This window comes from Alteromonas sp. CNT1-28, from assembly GCF_022348345.1.
GTDB classification, from domain to species: domain Bacteria; phylum Pseudomonadota; class Gammaproteobacteria; order Enterobacterales; family Alteromonadaceae; genus Alteromonas; species Alteromonas macleodii.
The window spans coordinates 1-24,581 of the sequence record NZ_JAKREZ010000019.1; the positions used below are offsets into that span (position 1 = coordinate 1).

Annotated in this window: 16 protein-coding genes; 4 read left to right on the plus strand and 12 right to left on the minus strand. The window is 45.3% G+C overall.

From position 1 onward, the window contains the following. Positions 1 to 117: 117 nt before the first annotated feature. Entirely contained in the window at positions 118 to 837 is a 720-nt protein-coding gene (gene dnaQ / locus MHN02_RS12865; RefSeq protein ID WP_171338158.1) for a DNA polymerase III subunit epsilon, read from the minus strand. Positions 838 to 948: 111 nt separating this feature from the next. Between dnaQ and rnhA the strand changes: the two genes are divergently transcribed. After that, complete coding sequence (gene rnhA / locus MHN02_RS12870) at positions 949 to 1,419, plus strand: ribonuclease HI (RefSeq protein ID WP_014979088.1); 471 nt, start codon at positions 949 to 951, stop codon at positions 1,417 to 1,419. 22 nt (positions 1,420 to 1,441) lie between these two features. On the opposite strand, the gene MHN02_RS12875 is transcribed toward rnhA, so the two are convergent. Further along, a complete protein-coding gene (locus MHN02_RS12875) occupies positions 1,442 to 2,419 on the minus strand; it encodes an NAD(P)H-quinone oxidoreductase (protein ID WP_061094833.1) in 978 nt (325 codons plus the stop codon). 256 nt (positions 2,420 to 2,675) lie between these two features. Between MHN02_RS12875 and MHN02_RS12880 the strand changes: the two genes are divergently transcribed. Further along, positions 2,676 to 3,869 carry a class I SAM-dependent methyltransferase gene (locus MHN02_RS12880; protein ID WP_171338157.1) on the plus strand — a complete coding sequence of 398 codons (1,194 nt, stop codon included), beginning with the start codon at positions 2,676 to 2,678 and terminating at the stop codon, positions 3,867 to 3,869. A gap of 100 nt (positions 3,870 to 3,969) precedes the next feature. On the opposite strand, the gene MHN02_RS12885 is transcribed toward MHN02_RS12880, so the two are convergent. From MHN02_RS12885 to MHN02_RS12915, 7 genes are all read right to left on the minus strand, one after another. Then, entirely contained in the window at positions 3,970 to 4,227 is a 258-nt protein-coding gene (locus MHN02_RS12885) for a DUF2061 domain-containing protein (protein ID WP_171338156.1), read from the minus strand. A gap of 280 nt (positions 4,228 to 4,507) precedes the next feature. Next, positions 4,508 to 4,810: a PilZ domain-containing protein gene (locus tag MHN02_RS12890; RefSeq protein WP_014949177.1), complete on the minus strand. Its 303-nt coding sequence runs from the start codon at positions 4,808 to 4,810 to the stop codon at positions 4,508 to 4,510. 257 nt (positions 4,811 to 5,067) lie between these two features. Further along, positions 5,068 to 9,063 (minus strand): ATP-dependent RNA helicase HrpA, encoded by a 3,996-nt coding sequence (gene hrpA / locus MHN02_RS12895; RefSeq protein WP_239246512.1) that lies wholly within the window; start codon positions 9,061 to 9,063, stop codon positions 5,068 to 5,070. A gap of 100 nt (positions 9,064 to 9,163) precedes the next feature. Beyond that, the gene (locus tag MHN02_RS12900) at positions 9,164 to 10,510 is read right to left on the minus strand and encodes a Na+/H+ antiporter NhaC family protein (protein WP_239246515.1); all 1,347 of its coding nucleotides are present in this window, start codon (positions 10,508 to 10,510) and stop codon (positions 9,164 to 9,166) included. Between the two features lie 391 nt (positions 10,511 to 10,901). Further along, on the minus strand, positions 10,902 to 11,294 hold the full coding sequence (locus MHN02_RS12905) for a helix-turn-helix domain-containing protein (protein ID WP_239246518.1): 393 nt from the start codon (positions 11,292 to 11,294) through the stop codon (positions 10,902 to 10,904). Then, positions 11,230 to 12,213 carry an AraC family transcriptional regulator ligand-binding domain-containing protein gene (locus MHN02_RS12910; RefSeq protein ID WP_239246521.1) on the minus strand — a complete coding sequence of 328 codons (984 nt, stop codon included), beginning with the start codon at positions 12,211 to 12,213 and terminating at the stop codon, positions 11,230 to 11,232. The genes MHN02_RS12905 and MHN02_RS12910 overlap by 65 nt, the downstream gene beginning before the upstream one ends. A gap of 79 nt (positions 12,214 to 12,292) precedes the next feature. Further along, complete coding sequence (locus tag MHN02_RS12915; protein WP_171338155.1) at positions 12,293 to 13,204, minus strand: diguanylate cyclase; 912 nt, start codon at positions 13,202 to 13,204, stop codon at positions 12,293 to 12,295. 374 nt (positions 13,205 to 13,578) lie between these two features. On the opposite strand from MHN02_RS12915, the gene MHN02_RS12920 reads away from it, so the two are divergent. Together MHN02_RS12920 and MHN02_RS12925 are read left to right on the plus strand one after the other, a co-directional pair. After that, on the plus strand, positions 13,579 to 16,284 hold the full coding sequence (locus MHN02_RS12920) for a TonB-dependent receptor (RefSeq protein ID WP_239246525.1): 2,706 nt from the start codon (positions 13,579 to 13,581) through the stop codon (positions 16,282 to 16,284). 144 nt (positions 16,285 to 16,428) lie between these two features. Next, a complete protein-coding gene (locus MHN02_RS12925) occupies positions 16,429 to 18,747 on the plus strand; it encodes a phytase (RefSeq protein ID WP_239246528.1) in 2,319 nt (772 codons plus the stop codon). A gap of 190 nt (positions 18,748 to 18,937) precedes the next feature. On the opposite strand, the gene MHN02_RS12930 is transcribed toward MHN02_RS12925, so the two are convergent. The 3 genes from MHN02_RS12930 to MHN02_RS12940 form a co-directional block, all read right to left on the minus strand. Beyond that, positions 18,938 to 19,357, minus strand: coding sequence for a CBS domain-containing protein (locus MHN02_RS12930; RefSeq protein ID WP_014949170.1), 420 nt, complete (start codon positions 19,355 to 19,357; stop codon positions 18,938 to 18,940). Positions 19,358 to 19,537: 180 nt separating this feature from the next. After that, positions 19,538 to 20,605 carry an isoaspartyl peptidase/L-asparaginase gene (locus MHN02_RS12935; protein ID WP_239246531.1) on the minus strand — a complete coding sequence of 356 codons (1,068 nt, stop codon included), beginning with the start codon at positions 20,603 to 20,605 and terminating at the stop codon, positions 19,538 to 19,540. Positions 20,606 to 20,758: 153 nt separating this feature from the next. Then, the gene (locus tag MHN02_RS12940; protein ID WP_239246534.1) at positions 20,759 to 24,541 is read right to left on the minus strand and encodes an ATP-binding protein; all 3,783 of its coding nucleotides are present in this window, start codon (positions 24,539 to 24,541) and stop codon (positions 20,759 to 20,761) included. Between the last annotated feature and the right edge of the window lie 40 nt (positions 24,542 to 24,581).

Consider the following 24,581-nt stretch of genomic DNA (forward strand, 5'->3'; position numbering starts at 1 on the left):
GAAGCCTTTTACTCTTTGTCACAGTCCTTTAACTTAGCCCGCTAGGCTTGCAGGACTGTTTCGCGATTAAAAGGCTTCCATTTAGACCAAAATTCGTACTCCAAAGGTCAACAGGCCCTAGGACACCTCTTCAGGCTGAGGACGCCATAAACATTTGCCACCCGCTTTTTCGACAATATCCAAGCGAGCCTCATGCTGTGTTATTTCATCGGCGGAGGCTTTAATAACCTTTAATTTATTTGCGCCTCGGTTAATTCTACGAATGGCAGTTGAGTCAGCATCGGTGCCAGAGCTAGACGCCAGTTTAAGCTTGGTTTGCCCGCCGGTCATCAACAGGTAAACATCTGCAAGGATTTCCGCATCCAGCAAAGCGCCGTGGAGGGTACGATGACTATTGTCTATCCCATAACGCTTACACAAGGCATCGAGGTTGTTCTTTTGGCCTGGGTGCATTTGGCGAGCAAGAGTAAGTGTATCTAGAACATCGCAAATTTGGTTAGTAATAACGCCTTTGGTAGACGCTTCCATGCCAAACTCGTGATCCATAAACCCCACGTCGAAGGGCGCGTTGTGAATGACTAACTGTGCCCCTTTGATAAAGCTCACAAACTCCTGAGCCACTTGAGAAAAGGTAGGCTTGTCGGCAAGAAATTCATTGGTTATACCGTGGACTTCAATTGCCTCTTGTTCAATGTGACGGCCCGGATTGATGTAAACGTGAAAGTGATTCCCCGTCAATCGGCGGTTAACAACTTCAACACACCCTATTTCGATAATGCGGTGGCCTTCTTTGGGGTCAATACCTGTGGTTTCAGTATCGAGAACAATTTGGCGCATGGAACCTCTACTATAATTACACTTTCATTTTTTGATAGTATATCAACCCCTTCGCAATCCGCTAAGGGAAAAGACAATATAAATTAAGCCAGTTAAATCAAAGGAAACGCTGTGGCTCAAAAGACCATTCATATATACACCGACGGCTCGTGCTTGGGCAACCCCGGACCGGGCGGGTACGGAGCTGTACTGATTTACAAGCAGCATAGAAAAGAGTTGAGCGACGGCTTTGCCCACACAACTAATAACCGTATGGAACTATTAGCCCCTATCGAAGCGCTCAATAGTTTAAACGAACCGTGCAACGTTGAATTAACTACCGACAGCCAGTACGTAAAAAATGGTATTAATCAGTGGATCCATAACTGGCGCAAGAACGGTTGGCGCACGGCAGATAAAAAACCCGTCAAGAACGCAGATTTGTGGAAGCGACTAGATGAAGCGGTAAAAAAGCATCAGGTAAACTGGCATTGGGTAAAAGGCCATTCGGGGCACCCTGAAAATGAGCGCTGTGACGACCTGGCCCGCAATGCGGCAGAAGCCAATCCAACGAAACCCGACGAAGGCTTCGTTGGCAATTAGATAAGCTTACTGCAAAGCGCATTTACCAAGAAAGAACCAACTTGCCCTGCGTATCGTTGTTTTCCAAACGCACGTGGGGTTCGCTGATATCTTCAATGCTATAGTGAGTATCGATATTCACCCTAAGCTCTTTATTCTCAAAAGCGGGCAAGCATACGGTAGTAAAGTCACGAATTAGATCAGCTTTATAATCGTCGCTTCGATTTCTAAGTGTCGTGCCAATAATGGACGCCCTTTTACCTAACAGCATAGCCATATCGAGGTTGTCAGCATATCTCCCTGCCAGCATCGCTAAGTAAACCACTTTTCCATCTTGTTTCAGTATTTTAAGGTTACGGTTGAGGTAGTCGCCACCTACCATATCAAGCACCATATCAACCCCTTCAGGCCAGACTTTTTTAAGCACATCATCAAACTGTTGCTGCTTATAATTGATAAGATGCTCTGCGCCATTGCTTTCACACAACGAAAGCTTATCTTGGCTTGAAGCCGTTACCGCGCTGTGTACGCCCCAATATCGACAAAGTTGCGTGGCAGCCAGCCCTACACCGCTTGCACCGCCATGAATTAACGCCCGTTCAGCCGGCTTTACATGCGCGATTGTGCGCAAACACTGAAATGCCGTAAGAAACACTTCGGCCAAACCCGCCGCTTCAAAAAACGGCATGCCTTTGGGGATGGGCATTAAATGGGCTGGATTAACCATCACTTCAGTGGCATAGCCGCCACCTGCAACCAAACCAAATACTTCGTCACCTTCTTTAAATGCAGTAACGTCACTGGCAACCTCTGACACCACGCCAGCTACCTCTAACCCAAGAATATCGCTCTCGCCTGGTGGAGGTGGGTAATTCCCCTGGCGTTGCAAGGTATCCGCACGATTCACCCCAAACGCTTTTACGTCAACTTTTACTTTCCCTGGTGCTAGCGACAGCCCTTCACATTCCTTTACAACAAGTTCACTTGGGCCGCATCCTTTTTCAAAATCGACATATCGCATAATTTACATCCAATCCTAGTCTTAAATTTTAATCGTAATTTGGCTACGTACTTTTATATCAAACAGTTTGGGTTTGTTTTGTGTTTATACCAGTCCGGATAGAGCATTTTAACTCTCGCTGAGTGGGTAATTATCTATGCAGATTGGTATTATTAACACAGAACTTATGAAATTGCGTATAATCGCGACAATTCTCATAAGCGAGTAAAATCGCTTAACTCTGTTTCACATTTATTAAATTAGTACGAGAGCCTTCATGTCAGCACAGGTCATATTACAGCCATCCAGAGACAAATCACTTCGCCGCAAACACCCTTGGGTATTCGAAAGCGCTGTGGCTGAACTAAAGGGCCGCGCGCGAGTTGGCGATACGGTAGACGTATTTGACTCTGAAGGCGACTGGTTAGGGCGAGGCGCTTACTCTCCAAATTCAAAAATTCGCGTTCGTATGTGGACATTCAAGAAAGACGAAAGCATTGATAACGGATTTTTCCTACGCCGTTTAGAAACTGCACTAGCCCTTCGCAAACGCTTGTTTGACCCAAACAAAACCAACGCGTTTCGCTGGATAGCGTCTGAAAGTGATGGCCTTCCAGGGATCACGATAGACCTATACGACAATGTTGCAGTACTTCAGCTTTTGAGCGCGGGCGGCGAAAAACACAGAGATAAGATAGTGTGGGCAATTACTAAGCTAATGCCTAATGTACACATATACGAGCGAAGCGACGTGGACGTGCGCAAGAAAGAAGGTTTAGAGCCTGTAACTGGTGTACTGCATGGTGAACCACCTATGCAAGTTACAGTAAAAGAAAACGGCATCAACATAGTGGTTGATATCGAGAACGGCCATAAAACCGGTTTTTATCTAGATCAGCGAGACAGTCGCGCGGCGGCTGCACATTATGCGAGAGATGCCGACGTACTCAACTGTTTTAGCTACACAGGTACGTTTTCTTGCTACGCACTTGCTGGCGGTGCTAAATCTGTTACTAACGTTGATGTATCTCAGCCTGCTCTTGATTTGGCTAAGCACCATGTAGCCATCAATGGTTTAGACGAAAACAAAGCCAATTACGTAAACCAAGACGTGTTTAAGGCACTCAGGGAGTATCACGAGCAGGGCAAACAGTTTGATATGGTGATACTCGACCCGCCAAAGTTTGTCGACAGCAAGGCAACATTAAACCGTGCTGCCCGCGGCTATAAAGACATTAATATGTACGGCATACATGCTGTTAAATCTGGTGGGCTGCTGCTTACATTTAGCTGCTCTGGCCTTATGCCGGCAGATTTATTCCAGAAAGTTGTGGCAGACGCTGCACTTGATGCAGGTCGTACTATCAAAATTATCGCAAGGCTTAATCAAGCCTCAGATCATCCTATCATTGGCAGCTATCCAGAAGGCTATTACTTGAAAGGTCTAGTGTGTGAAGTCACCGACGACTAACTATTAAAAAAGCGCCCTTGTTGATGTATAGGGCGCTTAACGAAATCTATTGAGCTAACATTACGTTGTGCGAAAAGCTTACGAAGGTAAATCCATTCCCCTAAGATGCAAAGGTTATCTCATTGTTAGAAAAGCGACTTGATAACTGTTGTGAACTGTCATCTGATTGTTCCTTAACAACACCCTCTTTTTTTTCAACTTTCTTCCACACCATCTCGTGAAAATAAAACGCCACGGTATTAATGGCTGGCTCAACCAACGCTACAGCACCGCCTACTACCACACTTCCTGTCAGTAAGTAGGCAACCGTAAAGGCCACTGAAAAGTGCATCACTGCAAAGGTCATCGTCTTTTTCATAATCATCACTCTCTCAAAATATTAAATCAGTTTGCTTTCGCATTAATGAGAATTATTAGTAATTAAGACTGAGAGTTAAAATAGAAAAAACTGAACGGCCTATTCGGTTTAGTATATGAAAGCTGAAAGACTGTTTTCAAACCACAACGGGCTGGTCAACATAGGAGTGTAAAGAAGCAACACCGCGAGTACGTCATTGCTGTAGACCCTGACGCTTTGTGTTTTTTAGTTAGACACGAAAAGGCGAAGCTTTTACCCCGCCCTAACACATTAGATTAGACTATTTCATCTGAGAAATTTCGACGCCTATAATGCAGCTTGACTCGGATTCAGGTTCACAGCGCACAACAGTCGCTAATGCTGCCAAAGATGGGATTTGCGAACTAGATGACTCTATTGCAACACTCACTTGTGTACCCACCTCAATTGAGGGTTCATCGACTTCTAAAGACATACCTGTAGCACTGATATCTCTACACATTGCCTGCATGGTGCGGCTCGACTCATCATCAGTAATTTGCAACTGACAAGGCGAATTTACCATCATCCTGAAAAAATTTCGCTTATCGTCGTATCCCAACATGTCTACTTCTCCTGATTTTTAGCGTTACGCTGACGACTACATCTGATGTTATAGGGCGATGCCGGTAACTTGTCAATCGGACTGTATAATATTTATTCAACAATTATTAAAAGTGTACTTTGGTCTAATTTCGACTACCTTCCCACTTAAATCAGCGACTCAGCCGTTTCTGCCCGCTGTTTTGTTTGCCATGACGAATATGTGTCCTCATGCCCTAGCCTGGCTCATTGATGCTACCTTACACCTCAGGCCCTTTTTTAAAAGTCAGCGAGGTGCAAAGTGATACGCTTAGCCGAAATGGGATATGCTGTGCCAAGCTGCTGGGCAAACAAAGAAACCCGCAGTTCTTCTATCATCCAGCGCACGTCATTAAGAGCTTGAGGCAGTTTACCTTTGGGGTATTTGCTGCACGCTTTTTCCCATTCTTTAATCGACTTTTCTACCGTTACCTGATGCATTCTGTCTTTGTTGGGATCAATGGGGAGCTTCTCTAACCGACGAGCTAAACCTTTAATGTAACGATTCCAATCATCTAATCTGCTCTCGCCAATTTCAGAAACAAAACCAGGAAAAACTAACGATGCCAAGTGGGCTTTACAGTCACCTAAGGCGTTTATCATCGTCAGCGGCACGTTACCTTTCATTTGCTTCTGGCACTGGTGCGCGAGGGTAAGCCCCTGCTCCACTTGTTTGGCAATCTCTAACACTCTGTCATTAATGTTTGCACGAGCAATCTCTAAACAGGCTTCAAAATCGGCTTTGCTGCGAATGTCGGTGTTATTGGTTTTGCAGTAATCACTGACGATGGCGTCGATACCCGCAAAAATGCAATCATCAATTAGCGCTTTCACTTGTCCAAATGGGTTGAAATACAAACCCAGTTTGGCTTTATTAGGTAATTTGCTTTGCAAATAATTAAGCGGCGAAGGCATGGCGTTTTTAATCAAGACATTCACGCCTTGCTTATGCAGCACTTGGGCTTTATCTGCTTCTTCAATGAGCGCAATATCTACCTTATCGCCCTTTTGTACCAGAGCCGGGAACGCCTGAACTTCAAACCCGCCTACTTTCTGCACGAAGGTTTCTGGCAAGCTTTCGAAATCCCATTGTTCTATGTTATTTCGCTCTAACTCCGGTGTTGCAGCTTTCTCAAAGGTTTGTTTCACCTGCCCTGCACACTGCTGTTTAAGCGCGTGAAGGTCGTCACCTTTAGCAATATCATCACCATTATCGTTAACTACCGCAAAGTGCATTTTCAAATGCTTATCAAGCTGATCTAGATTCCACTCTTCGCTTTCAATAATTACGCCCGTCATTTTGCGTAACTTATCGGTTACAGCTTCAAGCAGCGGCACCGGACGGTTGTTCTTATCTGTTTCACTGATATCAGCAAGGCACGCCTCAGCAAAATTAGGCGCAGGCACAAAGTTACGACGCAAGCGTTTAGGCAAGGTTTTAATTAAACCCACAATTAGGTCGTGCCTTAGCCCCGGCACCAGCCAATCAAAACCTATATTGTCGACTTGGTTAAGCACAGGCAGCGGGATGACAACAGTTACGCCATCGTCTTCAGCGTTAGGTTCGAAGTTATAGCGAAGCGGCAGCGTAATATTGCCTTGGCGCCATACATCAGGAAATGCATTTGCTACCGACTGCCCAGGCTGATGACGATATACGTCTTCTTCTTTAAACGTTAAACTGTCGTTGCTTCCGTGTAGCTTAAACCACTTCTTAAACGCCGCGTCGTTGTTGGCTTCAACTGGAATACGCTTCGCGTAAAAGCTTACCAGTTCTTCATCATCGACTATCAAATCGCGACGACGGGTCTTTTGTTCAAACTCGTCTGCCTGCTCAAGCAGCGCCTGATTTTCCTGTAAGAAGCTGTAATTGAGCTTAGTATTGCCTTCGACTAGCGCTTCGCGGATAAATAGCTCGTGGCAAATTGGCGGGTCGATGAGGCTATAAACCTTCGCACGCTTCATCACTATGGGTAACCCGAACAAGGTTACTTTTTCGAAGGCAATCACCGCACCGCGTTTCTTCGACCAGTGTGGCTCTGAATAGCTTCTTTGCACAACATGCTCGGCCAAAGGCTCTACCCATGCTGGGTCTATTTTTGCCACCATACGAGCAAATAGCTTAGAGGTTTCTACAAGTTCAGCTGCCATTACCCATTTTGGCTGAGACTTTGATAGCCCTGAACCCGGGAAAATAAGAAAGCGCGAATTACGCGAGCCCATATACTCGCGCTCTTTATCTTTAAAGCCCATGTGCGACAGCAAGCCGCTGGCGATGGCTTGGTGAATAGCCTGATAGTTGGCTTCTTGCTTTGAGATGCCAAAGCCCAGCTCAGCAATAGATTTTTTGAGCTGGCTAACAATGTCCTGCCACTCACGCATACGTAAATAGTTGATGAAATTTTGCTTACACCATCTGCGCAATTGGTTTTGGCTGAGTGCGTTTTGTTGCTCTCTAAACGCCACCCACAAGTTGTAAAGACTGATAAAGTCAGAATCTTTATCGTGGTATTCGCTGTGCTTCTCGTCTGCTTGCTGGCGTTTTTCCTGAGGGCGCTCTCGCGGATCTTGAATTGAGAGCCCCGCTGCAATCACCATGACTTCGCCTAGCGCATTAGTGCGTTCGGCTTCAATCACCATGCGTGCATAGCGAGGGTCGATAGGCAAACGTGCTACTTGACGACCTAACGGAGTAAGCTGCATCTTGCCGCTTTGCTTGGTTTTCCGGTTATCTTTGCCTTTCGCAATAGCTTGAATTTCTTCAAGTAAACGGAAACCGTCGTTGATATTGCGGTTATCAGGCGGCTGAACAAATGGAAACGCAGCGATGTCGCCTAACCCTAAAGCAAGCATTTGCAAAATAACCGACGCTAAGTTGGTTCGCAGGATCTCTGGGTCGGTAAATTCTGGGCGGCCTAAATAGTCTTCTTCACTATAAAGGCGAATACAAATACCGTCAGACACACGGCCGCATCGCCCCGCCCGCTGATTCGCTGACGCTTGAGAGATGGGCTCAATAGGTAAACGCTGTACTTTACTTCTGGCGCTGTAGCGTGAAATACGGGCAAAGCCCGGGTCAATGACGTATTTAATGCCGGGGACCGTGAGCGAGGTCTCTGCCACGTTGGTGGCAAGGACAATGCGCCTACCGCTGTGAGACTGAAATATCCGGTTTTGCTCTGCCGCCGACAACCTCGCATACAGCGGAACAATTTCAGTGTTGCGATAATGCTGTTTGCTCAAGGCGTCTTGGGTGTCGCGTATCTCGCGCTCCCCGCTTAAAAACACTAAGATATCGCCCGGCGCTTCACGCATTAGCTCGTCGACAGCATTTACGATGGCATCGCTTTGATCAATATCGTCATCATTGTCTTCTGGCGCGTGGTAGCGAATTTCTACCGGATAGGTACGTCCGCTCACTTCGATAATAGGCGCATTATTAAAATGCTTAGAGAATCGCTCTGGGTCGATAGTAGCTGATGTTATGATGAGTTTTAAATCAGGGCGCTTATCTAAAAGCTGACGCAAATAGCCTAACAAAAAGTCGATATTAAGGCTTCGCTCGTGGGCTTCATCGATGATGATAGTATCGTATTGATTTAAAAAGCGGTCTTGCTGCATTTCAGCTAGCAGCATACCGTCGGTCATAAGCTTAACGTAGCTTCGCTCGCTTACCTGATCGCTAAAGCGAATTTTAAAACCCACCTTTTCGCCAAGCGGCGTGTTGAGCTCTTCGGCTATACGGGTGGCTACACTTCGCGCCGCTAATCGTCGTGGCTGGGTGTGGGCTATCATGCCATTAACACCGCGACCTAACTCTAAGCATATCTTAGGTAACTGCGTAGTTTTACCCGACCCAGTCTCACCCGCAACAATCACCACTTGGTTATTCGCAATCGCTTCTTTGATATCTTCTTTTTTATCGCTAACCGGCAGCGGTGGGTATTCAACTTTGGGTAGGTTGTCTTTACGCCATTTGCGTTTTTCTATTGATGTATTGATGTCGCCTTCGAGCTTTTCAAACTGTGCTTTTAAGCTTTCATCGCTAACCGCGCTATCACGTTTTGAAACTTTGGGATTAGCTGCTTTTTTCTCCGCCCCTTTTGCGTCAACACCAGATGTCTCATTCACTTTTTGTGCAAGCTGTGTAATGCGGCGCTTCAAGCGAAATTTATCTGCGCTCAAACAATCATCTAGTTTGTTGTAAAGAGGTTTTATTGCAAGTGTTGAAGACAAAGTGACATCCTAAAGCGTGTTTCTAATCATCAATAAAATTCGGGCGGTGATCCTAGAAGATACCGCCCTAAAAAGCCAGCGTGTTAAGCGTTACGAGAATTTAAGCGCTTTGGGTTAATTCATCGTCTTGGGGCGTTTCAAAACGGGGAAAACCGAACCAAATGGCCGCCACACCAAACACGAAAATCAGCATGGGATACCAGCAGTACGGTGTAATAGCTAACGGTGAAATACCTACTACGGCTGCGGCACTTAAAAGCTGCGCACCGTAAGGGACTAAACCTTGGAAACTGCACGAAAAGATATCCAAAAGTGATGCAGTACGACGAGGGTCAACGCCGTATTTTTCGTTCAGGTCTTTAGCAATTGGGCCTGCGGTAACAATCGCAATAGTATTGTTCGCCGTTGTAACGTCTAAAAAGCTAACTAAGCCAGCAATACTGAACTCAGCGCCTTTCTTTGACGTGACTTTACGGGTTAAACGCTCGATTAACCAGGTTATACCGCCGTTAGCGTGCATAAGCGCCACAATGCCGCCTATGGTTATGGCGATCATCGCTAAGTCTTGCATCCAGCCCATCCCTTTTTGGATGCTCTGCATCATTGAAAGTGGCGTAAAGCTTCCTTGTAGCAAGCCTACTACGCAGGCACTGGCAATACCCACTGCAAGTACGCTAATAACGTTAAATCCTGTTAGCGCAAAAGCAATAATGCACAAGTACGGTACTATGCGCCAAAAATCGTAGCTGCCACCTTCAACAATACCAGAAGTATCAACATCCACCATAAGCAGCAACGCCATGGTGACAATGCACGCCGGCACAGCAACCATTAAGTTTGCCTTGAACTTGTCTTTTAGCTGAACGCCTTGGGTACGGGTTGCGGCAATGGTGGTGTCTGAAACAAACGACAGGTTATCACCGAACATTGCGCCCCCCACCACAATACCAAGCGCCATTTCCACCGGCAGCCCTAAACTTGTGGCAAGACCTGCACCTATGGGCGAGAGCGCGGTAATGGTGCCCATGGACGTGCCCATTGAAAATGATATGAAACAGCAAATCAAAAACAGGCCTGGCAATATAAGTGAAGAAGGCACAAATTGAAGTGCCATATTCACCGTGGCATCCCGAGCGCCAATATCTATAGTCACCGCATAAAACGCACCGGCTAACAGGAAAATAAGCACCAAAAGAATAATGTTTTTATCGCCACCGCCTTTGCAAAACGTTTGTACTTTTTCAGAGAAGCTGACCTTTTTCCCTTTCGGGTTTAAACATAGCCCATAGCCAGCGCTGATAAAAAACGCAACCAAAATAGGCATCGCAGTGATGTCGTTTGTAGTAATGCCGGTTACCACAACAAGGATCACAAAAAGCAAAATAGGCGTTAAACCTAGCGGGTTAGGTGCAATAGAATTTGGTGCAATGTCTTTATTTTCGTGCACAGAAAACTCTCTTTTTGGGTTTTATTGCCTGCTAGCAACAGTTTAAAGGCTACGCGGAAAAGCCACCTGCCGGTTGCAAATGCGTAAGAAAAAGCTTCAACGAAACCATATTTTGACGGTCTTGAACAGTGAAAAGCTAAAGCTGCAAAGGATAAAAGGTTTTTAAAGCATTGAAAAGAAATTTACTTTCCAATAATTAACTCATCTGCACTGTGCCAGACGCTACGATTAGATTTCGAGTTATTAAAGGAGTGAAGCTACAACCATTTAGCCGTAGAACGCGACTGCCGCCTAGCTATTTTTCATAGCTGTGTTGCATAAATGTTTGGCATAAGTGTGTGGCATAGCTCTGTTACGTAGAAATATGGAGAGGCGCTATCAGTCATTCACGTTAAATTCTAAGCTCGCTAGGGGTTTTACCTGTAAGCCGTTTTACCGTTCGTCGAAAGTTAGGCAAATCGTTAATGCCCATTGCATTGGCCGCAGCCTCGTTGCTCACCTTGTGCACCGATAAAAGTAAAAGCGCATGATTGCGCTGAACTTCTTCAGACAGAGCGCGATAGCTAGTGCCGAACTCTTTTAATTTCCGTTTCAGCGTTGCTACGCTTACGTCTAGGGTTTCCGCCAATTCGGGTAATCCGATATTTGCTGCCTGTGTGTTGGAGGATGCATAAACATAACGCCTCACAAAATCAGGCAAAGACAAGCGGTTTTGCAATTCAATAGAAGCCCCTTCTTTTTGTTTGCGTTGCGCTATTACTAACGACACCTTCCATAGAAACATGTGATTCAGCAGAACAATCCGACTGAGCTGTTAGCTCCAAAGGTTGGCGTAATACGTCTTTCTCAATCCAAATACTGTTAAAAGCGCGATTAAACGATAACTTAAGCCCAAGGTGGGTTTCGTAATCAGCAATATTTCTTGGTCGACTCTCGGTAAAAGAGAAAGATAAACGAATTCGCTTATTTGCTATACTTTTCATAAGTGCAACAACGCTTGCGAATGCCAATTCAATGGAGAACTGAAGCTGTTTGCTGCTTACCCCTGTAAACTGAGGCACTAACATTATTTGGTCTGCGTTTTCAAAACGCTGAAACTGACAGAGCGGTAGGCTACACCACCGGTATGTTTGGCGTTGAGTCAGCTGTAAAAGTAGCTGCTCTACATTTTCACATGCTTTGAGCGCATTAAGTGGACTAGATAGCCACTGCGAGGCGAAAGCTCCCCCCAGCAAAAAACTAACGTCGCCGCCTCTCGCCTGGCTTTGAACATTCACTAACAGCGATGAATATTGATTTATGCTTAATAGTGATTGGTGTTGCAACGCATCTTCAAAAATACCTGTACCGCGCAAGAGCTTATTTTTATTCGCGCCACGAGAGAGCGCCACATTAAGTGCTGCCCGCACTAACCAATACCCAACTATTACTTTATCTTGGCTAGACATCACTACATTAGCACTACCAGCACTATCGATGACACCCATGTCTAGCTCATTAGCGTCATCTTTTACAGTGACACCCATGTTAAGCATATCAGCATCGCTTTTTACAGGGACACCCATGCCAAGCGCTTTAGCATCATCTTTTAGAGAGACATCCACTCCAGAAAGACGAGTTGAATGACGGTACTTAGCACCTGCAATTGCAGCTTCGTCCTCAGAGTCTCGTAGTGCGTTTAGTCTTGGTAACATTAAATCCATAAGTTACTCGCTGCAGGCATCTTCACCGGTTACCCCTACCAAATTACTATCGCCAAATACACTGACCAAACCGGCCTAATTACGCTGCGCTACCATGGGCACGCTCAAGTTCTAAGAGCATGGTGTTAAGCACTGTCGCAAGGCGTTGGTTAGGTAACAAAGTCACTTGAGTACTGCGAGCGGTGGTGTAAATAGCGTTTGCATTTTGGCTGTGTCTAAACGCAAGGTGCTGAATGCTCACTTTGATATCGTTGAGGATAACGTCAGCCTGCATGGGCGATACGTCTGGTATCAGAATAGCAAACCTATCACCGGCATAGCGGCACGCTAAATCTTGCTGACGCAAATTCATGATCACCAATTGCGCAATATCGTGCAGATACCTATCGCCTTCTGTATACCCATGTTTTTGGTTGAACAAAGAGAAGTTATTGATATCGATAATGGCGATGACAGCTGACTTGCCAGACTGCTGTAATTTATTAATTTGTGTTTTCCAATACTCTGCGCGGTAAAGCTGAGTGATGGGATCGATAGCATCGTGATCGCGAAAGTCCCATTCTCTGCGTCGTAATTGCAAGTTTAACGCGCGCTGCTCTAGGTGCCACTGATACAGTGCCGCGGTCATTACTACCATACCAACAGCCGCAGGATAAGACTCAATCATGCTTAGCCAATAAGCCTCTTCGGGATAATGAAAAAACTCATCCAAGAAATCTAAACTGACTGAAAATAGAAAGAAGCCGAGTCCTACCGTGAGAAGGCTCGTTACTTTACCTGGAGGACGGCTGGCAAGCGCAGCTAGCATCCACGCCAAAGTTAAAAAAGCAATGCTTCCCTCCCCCACAATATCGAGGCCTGATATCACGGTGCTTTCTTTTGCATTGCCAAAAATAAAAGCTAAACAAACCGCTAACGCCACTACGCAAAATGTAAATGCTAGCCAAAGCTTGTGATGCCTAAATTGTGTTGAATTTGTAAAGGTAAACATAGTGCTCTCTTTGGAAATCTCTTGAATTGGATACATCACGCGTTAGTCCGGCCACCGCCAGCGTTTATAACAAAACGAGAGTCTTGCCCAAATCTGATGAAACTGTCGAGGGTCAGTTTGGCTCAGCAATGTGACATCTTGATGGCAGCGAACTTTAGGAGCATAAAAAAAGACACAAGAACCAAACAAAATCAGTAATTTAAGCAAGGGTCAATTTAGCTCAGCCAATTGTAAATAGGCGACAATTACCGATAGTGTACCGCTTGTTCCATCAAATCGTCATATAACTGTCATACAGGATTCTTAGGGTACTCATTCACTTACTTAGCACTTATTCAAAACGCCTTTTTACTGCTTAATTAATTGGAAAATAAATGAAAATTAAAACCGCGTACTCTTCTCTAACACTTGCCTGCATAGCGGCAATGGGCCTTAGCGTCGCTACACCTGTTTCAGCTGCTGATGGCGTAATTATCGGTTCAGTAAAAGACGCCGCACAGACGCGCAGCTATACCGGTGCTCAAATTAAGCTTAAAGAATTAGGACTAGTTACTGAAGCAGGCACAGACGGTACATTTCGGTTTCCCTCTATTCCAGAGGGTACTTACACGCTAGAAATTTCTTATCTTGGTGAGGAAACGGTTACGCAAGCGATAAAAGTGACAGACAACGGCATTGCGCGCGCAGCCGTGGAGTTTGGCAGCGGCGATACCATCGATGAGATCTTGGTGCGCGGTCAACGAAGCGGTCAGGCAAGTGCCATAAACCAGCAGCGAACGTCAGATCGTATTTCGTCTATTGTATCCGCAGATGCCATTGGACAATTTCCAGACCAAAATGCTGCTGAGTCGTTACAGCGTTTACCTGGCTTGTCGATTGAGCGAGATCAGGGTGAAGGTCGTTTCGTCGGCATACGCGGTATCGACCCCAACTTGAATAACGTAACCATTAACGGCTTGAATATTCCCTCGCCTGAATCAGGCGTACGTTCAGTAGCCCTTGACGTTATTCCCTCTGAACTCATCCAAACGTTAGAGGTGTCTAAATCGGTAACGCCCGACATGGACGGAGACGCCATTGGTGGTTCAGTCGCGGTGAAAAGCGTGAGTGCGTTTGATAAGGCTCGTGATACCGCGAGCATTACCGTGCAAGCCAATCAAAATGATTTACGCGATGAAACCAGTCCAAAGCTTTCTGGTACGTTTACCAAGAAGCTTTCCCCTGAATGGGGGGTGGCTGGCGCCATTTCCTACTTTGACCGAGATTTTGGTTCAGACAATGTTGAAAGTAACGGTGACGATGAGCTTGAGCAACGTCACTACACGATCACTCGCGAACGTTTGGGGAGTGCGTTAAATATCGATTTTCGTCCTGACTTCAACAACCAATACTTTCTTCGCACACTTTACAGTGAGTTTTCTGACGACGAATACCGTCAAGGTAATATATTCACGTTCGATGGCGAAGACTCAGAAATAGAAAGAGAAAGTAAAGACCGCTTTGAAAGTCAGAGTATTTTTACTGTGGCGTTAGGTGGTGAACACCAACTAGATACCTGGAAAGCAAACTGGCAGCTTGGTTATGCAAAGTCTGATGAAGACGAGCCAGATGCACTGTATTACGTATTCAAAACTGAAAATGACAGTATTGACGCAGACTTAAATACTATGCGTCCAACCGTGTCACAAAACGCTGATGCCATGGACTTATCAACCTACGAGGTCGATGAGATCAGCTTTGAAGATAACTACACGAAAGATACCGAAACCAGTATTAAATTCGACGCCGCCCGCCCCATCAACCTTGGTGGCTATATCGGTGAGTTAAAAATTGGCTCGAAATACCGAAGCCGAGAAAAAGACCGCGACAGCAGCATCGCTATTTTTGATGGAGACTTCGACGACTTAGACGCTTCGCAATTCGGAGCTGCCAGTCCAGACTACTCTCTTGATAACTTTGGGCCTGGGCTTAATCGAAGTGAAATGCGCAACTACTTTAACGAAAACCGCGAGAGCTTGGAATTAGACAGCCTAAATTCTGAAGTAGAATCTCGTGGCGCGACCTATGTGAATGAAGAGGATATTTTTGCCGCTTATATCATGGGCAGCGTAGATATAAATAAACTTCATTTGGTAGCAGGGGTTCGCTATGAGCGTACTGACTTTTCTACATCGGGTATGCGAGTAGAGCTTGTAGAAAACGAAGAAACCGACGTGGAAGAAGTGCTAAATACGCCGTGGGAAGCGGAGCGCGACTACGATCATTGGTTACCCAGTGTAAATGCCAGATACACCGTTTCAGATAAACTTCAGCTTCGCGCTGCCTACACCCAAACTATTTCAAGACCAAAATTTGAAGATGTAGCGGCATTTCAAATCATCGAGAGTAAAACGGAAGAAGACGATGGCGTATTTGTGACCGAACGAGAGGCGGAAGTTGGCAACCCTGACCTTCAGCCATACGAAGCACAAAACGTTGATTTGTCGATTGAATACTATCCAGGTGACATTGGTGTAGTTTCAGCAGGGCTGTTCTACAAGAATATCGATAACTTCGTTGTGTACGCTGATGTTGCAGGTACAACCGGTTGGGAAGGTTTTGAAGAGGTCATACAGCCAATTAACGGCGACTCTGCCGATTTAACCGGCTTAGAACTTTCTTGGGTGAAAGCTTTCAATAACGGTTTTATTGTTTCCGCCAATGCTACTTTTACCGATTCTGAAGCGACTACCTTCTTAGATGGCGAAAAATTTGAAACCCAGTTACCAAATCAATCAGACCGTATTGGCAACATCACCATTGGGTACGAAGCGAATGACTTCAGTGTACGTCTAGCCACCACCTATAAAAGCGACAATTTCGAAGAGATTGATGGTGACATGCTCAGATTTGAAGACGACCACGTACAGGTTGATTTCATGGCGCGCTACTACATCAACGACAGCATGCAGGTGTATTTCAACGGCATCAACTTAGGTGACGAACCTTTCTACAACTATTTCGATACGCGCAACCAAAACGCGCAGTATGAAGAATACGGCCGCACGTTCGAACTTGGCTTTACTTGGCAGCTTAACTAGGCAGGTATATCGAAAGTTATTTATCGGGTTTGAAGACCGTAGGTAATTTGGCCTTCAAACCTGCTCTTAATAATCTGTAAGCCATGTTTTAGTCGATGCGCCATGCATGGTTTGATCTCAGTAAGTTTCAGGACAATAACAACAATGACCAATCAGCGTCACACCAAAACAGTTTTTAAAACCACATTTACCACAGCGGCACTTTCGAGCGCGTTTTTAACGTTGTTCAGTTGCGCAGCCTCTCACGATACCAATACCAGCGCAGATACCCATGCAAATATCAAGTTAGCGCACAGCGAAAGCCAGCTAGTAAAAGCAGAAAGCCAAGACATCGCATTACCGCTAACAAAGCTAAAAAATGGTTTAGGTCTAACTCTGCACTACCAAACGCACGCCGACCATTCTAACACCAATAGCGCTTACAAAGACGCTTACAAAGACACCCATGCTAACAACAATAGCAAGGACGCTCGCGCCAACAACAAACATAAAGTTTACGACGACACCCACGCTATCAACATTAATGTTAACGAACATAAGGGTATTTCACTAAGCAACTCTGAAGGAAAAAAACACTTCATAGCGGGACATTACACCTTAGCACGTGCCGAAGTTGTGGAATCTAATTCAAAACAATGGGTGTCTTTAGTAGTGTTCAATAACAACACCCAGTACATAGAAGTGTATCGCATTAACGCCGCGTCTCTTGAGGTTGTCCAACCGCAAACCCAGTTGACCAAAGGTTCTGAAGCCATTTGTGCTACAACATCACGCGCTGGCGAACTGCAAATTGTTAATATCGATGCGACAGGCACGCTGAATCAGTATGAATTTTATAACGGGCGCTTTTTATCGCTTAGAGACTTTGCGATAGGTCCAGGCATTAAACGTTGCGCGATAAATGCCAACACCGAAACGCTATACCTTGCTGACGAATTTGCCGGTGTGTGGCAATTAGATACCGATATTGAAAGTGAGCTAGCAAAAACCCTTATTTTTCACGATCAAGATGTGGCCATTGAAGGTGTAGCCACCCTATCTTCAACGACGGTAGATGGCGTGGATATCGCTGCCTGGGTGAGTCCGGATGCCAGCGGGATATGGCTCAAAGCACCATGTCTTACGCAATTTGTCTCGCTAATAAATACGGCGAACGAAAGTAACTCAGCAGATCGCCAATTAAAAGCAACCGACAAGTCTACTTCTATTCAGCCTGAATTCGTTCACCTGTCGTTAAGTGAAGAAGGCACACACATTTCTCTTGTTGTTGATGATGATGAATCAGGCGACGTGTTTTCTGCCGAACTTCCCTCAAAACTAAGCGCAGCTTTACTTCATCGACAATGCGGCACCGATTTTAAAGCTACCTCGCCAAAAGAAAATCACATGGAGAAGGCATATACAAATAACAGCGCATCCCAACATGCAAACCTCACTATCAAGGTTAAACCCGATGTTGAAACTGACCCAGTGGAAAATCATGGCGACGCTGCTGACGACCCAGCCATTTGGGTCAACTCGCACAGCGCTTCACAAAGCCGCATAATCGGCACCGACAAAAAAGGCGCATTAAATAGCTATGACTTAGCCGGCAAGCTAGTGCAAAGCCTTCCTATTGGCAGAGTGAATAACGTTGATGTGGGATACAAGGTATCTGTGGCAGAAACCAAAGCTCAGCAAAGCGATACGCCACTTATCGATATCGCAGTGGCATCAAACCGGTCGAATAACAGTTTGTCTGTATTTGAAATAGATAAACGCGGTCATATGACTCAACTTGGCCACATAAGCACTACACTCAATGATATATACGGCATGTGTCTGTTTGTGTCAGGCGGAATAGCTCATGTATTTGCTAACGACACCAGTGGCCGCTTCGAACGATATAGCGTGTCTATCTCCCCAGACAAAGCTGTTGATGGACATTTAACACAGTCCTTTTCACTGCCCTCACAGCCAGAAGGATGTGTTGTGGATACTAAAACGAGCACGGCATACTTAGGTGAGGAAGGTGCTGGGATTTGGGCCTTGGATATTACTTCAAACAGCAATCAGCCTCAGTTCATCGCTGAGATAGAAGCCCCGGTAGAAGCTGATGTAGAAGGTTTGGCTCTGTTTAATGTAGATGCACAAACTTACCTAATCGCATCTAGTCAGGGTAATAACAGCTATGCTATCTATCACGTACACACTGAAAACCCTGAAGTCTTGGAACTTATGGGGCTTGTTCAAATTACGGCAGATAAAGCCGCGCAAATTGACGGCGTGTCGGAAACAGATGGGCTTGATGTAACCAACGCTAACTTGGGAGGAAGGTTCACCGAAGGGCTTTGGGTAGTACAAGATGGAAGAAACGTCATGCCTAGCGAGACCCAAAACTTTAAGCTAGTTGCTGGTGCCTCACTTAAAGATGCGATCAGAAAATTAGCGAGCGCCAAGCGTGAACGCCACTCAGACATGTAACGGATAATTCGAAAAGTAAATAAAAAGAAGGCGTTAAGCAAGTTAACGCCTCCTTTCTGATATATGATAAATGCATGGCGCCGCACTAGCTTCAAGCCGTTCTAACCCAGCGCCGCATCTTCATTCATTACGCTACCTGCAGCGCTAAACCCTACCAAGCTAAATAAAAGTGCGTTATCCCAAACAATGTCTAACCCGCGCGCTGGTATCCATCATTCAATTGAACATCAATAGCCCGTAGCACGGCCGTTCGATTAATTGAGCCTAACAGTACCCCATCATCATCAACAATGGGGTAAACTCTCGGCTTTTCCTTTAACAGTAATTGCGCTAACTCTATTACCGACATATAAGGTTTGATAGAAATTACAGGGGTTTTCATGATTTCCCCTACTCTACAAATTTGTTCGCGATAGTAGCTTGACGCGATCATTTGAGCGATACAGTCTTGCTCAGACAAAAAGCCCACCACTCTACCTTTGCTATCGAGTACCGGACCACCACTCTGCCCACTGGCTAACAGCACTTCGACGGCCTGCGCAACGGGCATATCGACATTAAGCTTCACTGGGTGAGTATTCATATAATCACTGACTTGCAACGATTCCATTTTCAATTCTCCAGCCGTGGCGCCTAATGTGACCGATACTGCGACTTAATTGGCGTTACGGCACTTCAATTATTTTTAACCACATGTGAAAGCAACTTTCCCCCACACTTTAAGATTAGACGTTTCGTTGCATACAAGCCAGCACATTTAACATTAAAATAACAAATAGTTTTTCAGTGATCAGTCTTTGTAAATTGCCACTTTTACTTTACCATTTATGTCAACGCTAGCGCGGTACATACCCGCAGAATTGAACGGCATAGCGACGTTACCTTTAGCGTCAATAGCAATCACACCGCCATCGCCACCGGCTTTTACAAGTACGTCGTTAACTACAGTGTTCGCAGCGTCATTTAACGTTAAACCCTGGTACTTCATTCGCGCACAAATATCTGCTGCCACGTTGTATCGAATAAAATATTCACCATGTCCTGTGGCCGATACCGCGCAGCTTTCATTGTCGGCATAGGTCCCCGCTCCAATAACAGGCGAGTCTCCAATACGTCCATACCGTTTAGCCGTCATTCCGCCAGTGGATGTTCCCGCGACAATGTTGCCCTCTTGGTCCAACACTACGGCTCCAACAGTGCCAAAGCGCTCATTGCCTTGCTGCGAACCGTAACCACTCGAGACCTGCTGCATACGTGCTTTCGCTTTATCTAAAGCCTGTTTGCGAAACTCGGTATCAAAAACGGTGTTGTCTACCTGTTCAAGGCCGTTTTCTTTTGCGTAATCTTCAGCGCCTCTCCCAGAAAGCATAACGTGTGGAGATTCATTCATTACCAATAACGCAGCCTCTATTGGGCTTCTTATTGTTTTCACCCCCGCAACAGCACCTGCATTTTTACTGCCGCCGTGCATTATCGACGCATCAAGCTCGTGCTCACCGTCGAAGGTATATACCGCACCGATGCCAGCATTAAACAACGGCGAGCTTTCAAGAATTTTGATGGTTTCTACTACCGCCACTTCACCTTTTTCGCCTTTCTGCAACAAGGCGTAGCCATGCTGCACCGCTTGGGTTAATACTCTTTTGTAGTCCGCTTCTTTTTCTGGCGTCATCGATGATTTTAAAATGGTTCCTGCACCGCCATGAATAGCGATAGCTACGGGTGTTTTTCCTAATTGTTTGGAATCATCCGCTAATGCGGGAACACTCGTAATGGCAAACGATGCAGCAAGCGCGCCTATTGCATACAGTGCATGTCGAACTTTATTGGATTGGCGAAAAATACGAGATGGGTTCAAAAGCTTTACTCCTAATAGCTACGTTTTACGTGCGCGCATAATCTGTGAGATGGTTTGAGTACAGATTTCTAGAATCAATTCAACGCGCTCTGTTGATGCGATTTTTACGCGACCTTAGACGTAAGATGACACAATTAGCTTAGGTAGGCTAGGCTAGGCTACCTCAAGGATCTCTAAGAAAGTATTAAGATCATCGGTGATGGAAGGGAGTAGCGCTTCAGCGTCTTCCCACTTTTTCGCCTTTGACAATTCCCATAAGCTCTCAAAGTCTCGTTGTAACTGCACGGCACCAATATCTGCAGACATACCTTTGAGCTTCAATGAAAGCACCTGAACCTTTTCGAAGTCTCGACTATCAACAGCCTGCTGCAGTAATTTAAGCTTGTCAGGCGCGCTTCTGGAGTACAGGTCGCAGACACGAGAAAATAGCGCTTTATCGCCCATTATCCGAGCAATGGCATCGTCTTTTTCCCAACATCCATCAAGCCCCTCAGAATTGTTTTCATCAGCTTGAGTTTGATTGACGTTATCAATTTCAGCCTCCTTCTCCGAGCCCTCGCGAGCGGCGATATCATTAGCTATTTTCGCGTTTTTTATCGTGGGGGCTATTTCTACTTCAGACTCTTTACTTGACTGAGCCTCTGTTCTTGAATGCGATAGCGTGTCGCAGTCCATTTCTTTTGAGATGGCACTCAACAAACTGTCAACCAGTGGGGGTTCGCTGGCAGTGATTCCGGTACCTGACCTCGTATCAGTATCGTTAAGCTCTGCACTTGCTAATGCCGTTATTTGATGCACTAACCATTGTTTCACTTTAGGAATAAGTACATCGGCCATGACAGGCTTTGTCGCAAAGTCGTCCATACCTGCCTCTAAACATTTCTCTTTTTCGCCGAGCATGGCATTGGCTGTCATGGCAATTATAGGTACATCTTTGTGCATCGCTCCTGCCTTACCTTCTCGTATGGCTCGGGTAGCGTCATAACCATTCATATTAGGCATCTGACAATCCATCAATATGCTGTGAATTCTGCGGCCTTTGCTTTCACATTTCGTCAAGAACGCCACAACTTCCTCACCATCGCTGCAGGTAAACAATTTAACAGGTAAACTTTCCAGCACTCCCTTCGCCACCTCGCGATTGATCATATTGTCATCAACTATCAATAAGTTGGCATTCTCAATAGACAATTGCTGCTCAGTATCGTCTGCTGCCCCTTCATCGTCTGAGATGTCCTCAGCTTTCCCTTTACCCGATGAGATATCTGACTGGTTTAATGTATATCCCGACAGCGCAGCGTCTAACCCTTGTTGGACAATTGCAAAACTCGACCTGAATAATGGCTTTGGCAAGTAAAGCGGCACAAGGTGATTGAAGTGGAAAGGTGTCCCTTCTAGTTTTTGAAGAATATAAACCACAGGTAACGAACCTGCGTCTTTAGTGGCAGCTTGTGCCTGCCATATATCATCTAGCTCACGAATGAGTGAACTGGCCTCGTCCACAATAATGGCATTAAATTGCGTCCAAGGTATTGTTCCTAATTCAGAATGCTTACCTATTACTTGCGGCTCTGCACCGACGTGTAAGGCTAAACAACAGATGTTTTCCTCTAAAGGTGGATAACTTGCAGAAACACCGATTGTGATCCCGTTAAGCAGCATACTTTCGTTTTCCACCGCCATTTTATGCTCGAACGCGCTGTCGTAAGTTGTTTCAGGAAGTGTAACGAAAAATGAGAAGGTGCTGCCAATGTCAACTTCAGAGTTGAACGTAATGTCTCCTCCCATAAGCTGGCTCAATTGCTTGCAGATAGACAAGCCAAGTCCGGTACCTCCGTATTGGGTAGCAACAGATGCATCAGCCTGCGTAAACGCGGTAAACAGTTTGGGCTGATTTTCTTGTGCTATCCCTACGCCCGTGTCACATACGCTGAAATGAAGTTGTTGTGTCCCCGCATCTACATCACTTAACGATGCTTGTAGCTTTATATGCCCTTCTTCAGTGAATTTAATAGCATTGTTCAATAAATTACTAAGAATTTGGTTGATTCTGTGTGGATCTGAGTTTATTTCCACGGGGGGAAGACCTGTTGTGTCAACAAGAAGCTGTAGTCCTTTAGAAGCTGCTTTAACGGTAAAGACCTTGGCGATAGACTCGATAAGTGCAAGCGGGTCAAAATATTGATTATTAATATCAAGCTTGCCCGCTTCAATTTTAGACAAGTCGAGAACGTCGTTAATCAGCACACTGAGATTGTTGCAGCTAATTTCCATCATGGAAACAAGCTGTTCAGCTTTCTCATTAAGGGGCTGACGCTTAAGTAGCGCCAACGAGCCAACTACCCCGTTTAACGGTGTTCTCATTTCATGGCTAATATTGGAAATAAAAGAGCTTTTAACACTGCTCGCTTTTCGCGCCTCTTGCGTCGCTTCAACAAGTTCTTTCGTCCTGCTTACCACTTTTTCTTCAAGCTTCAGGTTTACCCTTTCTATCGCGTCTTTTGCCTTTCGTTCGTCGGTCACATCTCGAATTACAACAGCAACACCTGAAAACTGTGATTGTTCACCCCAAATGGTAGATGCAGTTATAAGTAGCGTGTGCTCTTCTTTTTCGCCATCGGTGTAAGGGGTTGTAAAGGTGCTTTGCTTTCCGCCTTTGGTGAGAACCGATTCAAGCCCTAATAGAGAAAGCTCCTCAAATGACGAATAGTGATGATTTAAAATAAGCTGGCTTGGGATCCCAAAAAGTGACTCGGCTGCCATATTCCAACTTTTCACCACGCCAGCAGAATCTACGCTAAAAATCGCATCTTTAGATATAGCGATAATAGCAACGGACTCACCGCGCACCTTAGCCAGCTCAATGTTTTTACTGTTACTTCGGTGTACGAAGAGTAAAACGCTTACAAAAATTAGCGTAACTACCCCAATTACACTGTAAACGCTAATCCTCTTCTCATTGATAAGGGCTGCCACTTCTGACTGAGACAATGCCGTATGAAGAAAAAACGGGGCGGTTTGCTGATTTCCGTTTATCGTAAAAGCACGAGTGACCGTATACAAAGATGAGTTTGTCTGTGCGGTCTGTTTAATTTTAGCCCTGCCTATTTTCGAAGGACTTTCGAACTCGCTCGCCCAATTCACCATAGGATTTAAATCTCTGGAGAAGGACTTATCACTGTCTGGATGACTGACAAAAAAGCCTTCACTGTCGGTAACAAATAGCAATTGATTGCCGACAAGCGTTTGTTCCATTTGCGACAGTAGAAACTGGGCGTTTACATTCATGATTATAAAACCATAACGCTCACCAGAGCTGCTGAAGATTGGAAGAGAAAGGCGAATAACGCTTTTATAAGGAAACTCGAGCTTCCCATATTCACGATTCAAATTGATATCTGAAATATAAAACTCGCCCTTATTGCGCTTAACACTCTCTATGAAGTAACTTCTCGCTGCTTTAGGTTGTAAATCGTTGTCCTTAACTACTAAAACACTTCCCCCGTTTCTTTCCACCCGAATAAACTCATTTCCATCCTCATTGGCTTGAATGATCCTTAATTGATCGACTTCTTCGTTATTTTCGATAAAAGCAACGAAAATCGTTTCTAGTCGATGCTTCCACTGTTCCAACGTCGTACCGTCTTTGGGGTCTAGATTTTCATTTTCAGTCGCGCGGACGATGCCGCTTATAGGTGGTGTCTGATGTAGAAAGTTAAGCGCATTGATATACTTTCTCACCTGAGAGTTTGCAGCATTTTCAGCACTGGCGGCACTCTCTTCTAATGCCGTGAAAGTTTGAGATTCAGCCGTCGCTTTGATATTACTTTCGAACAAACCAACAACAAGTACAACAAGCACTGTTGCAAGTACTAACGCTAAGCCTAAAGTACTCTTAGCTTCACTGATGGATGAACTGGATTTAAGGAACGACAAACAGGCAATATCCGTATAAGTTTTGATAACTTAAAGCTAG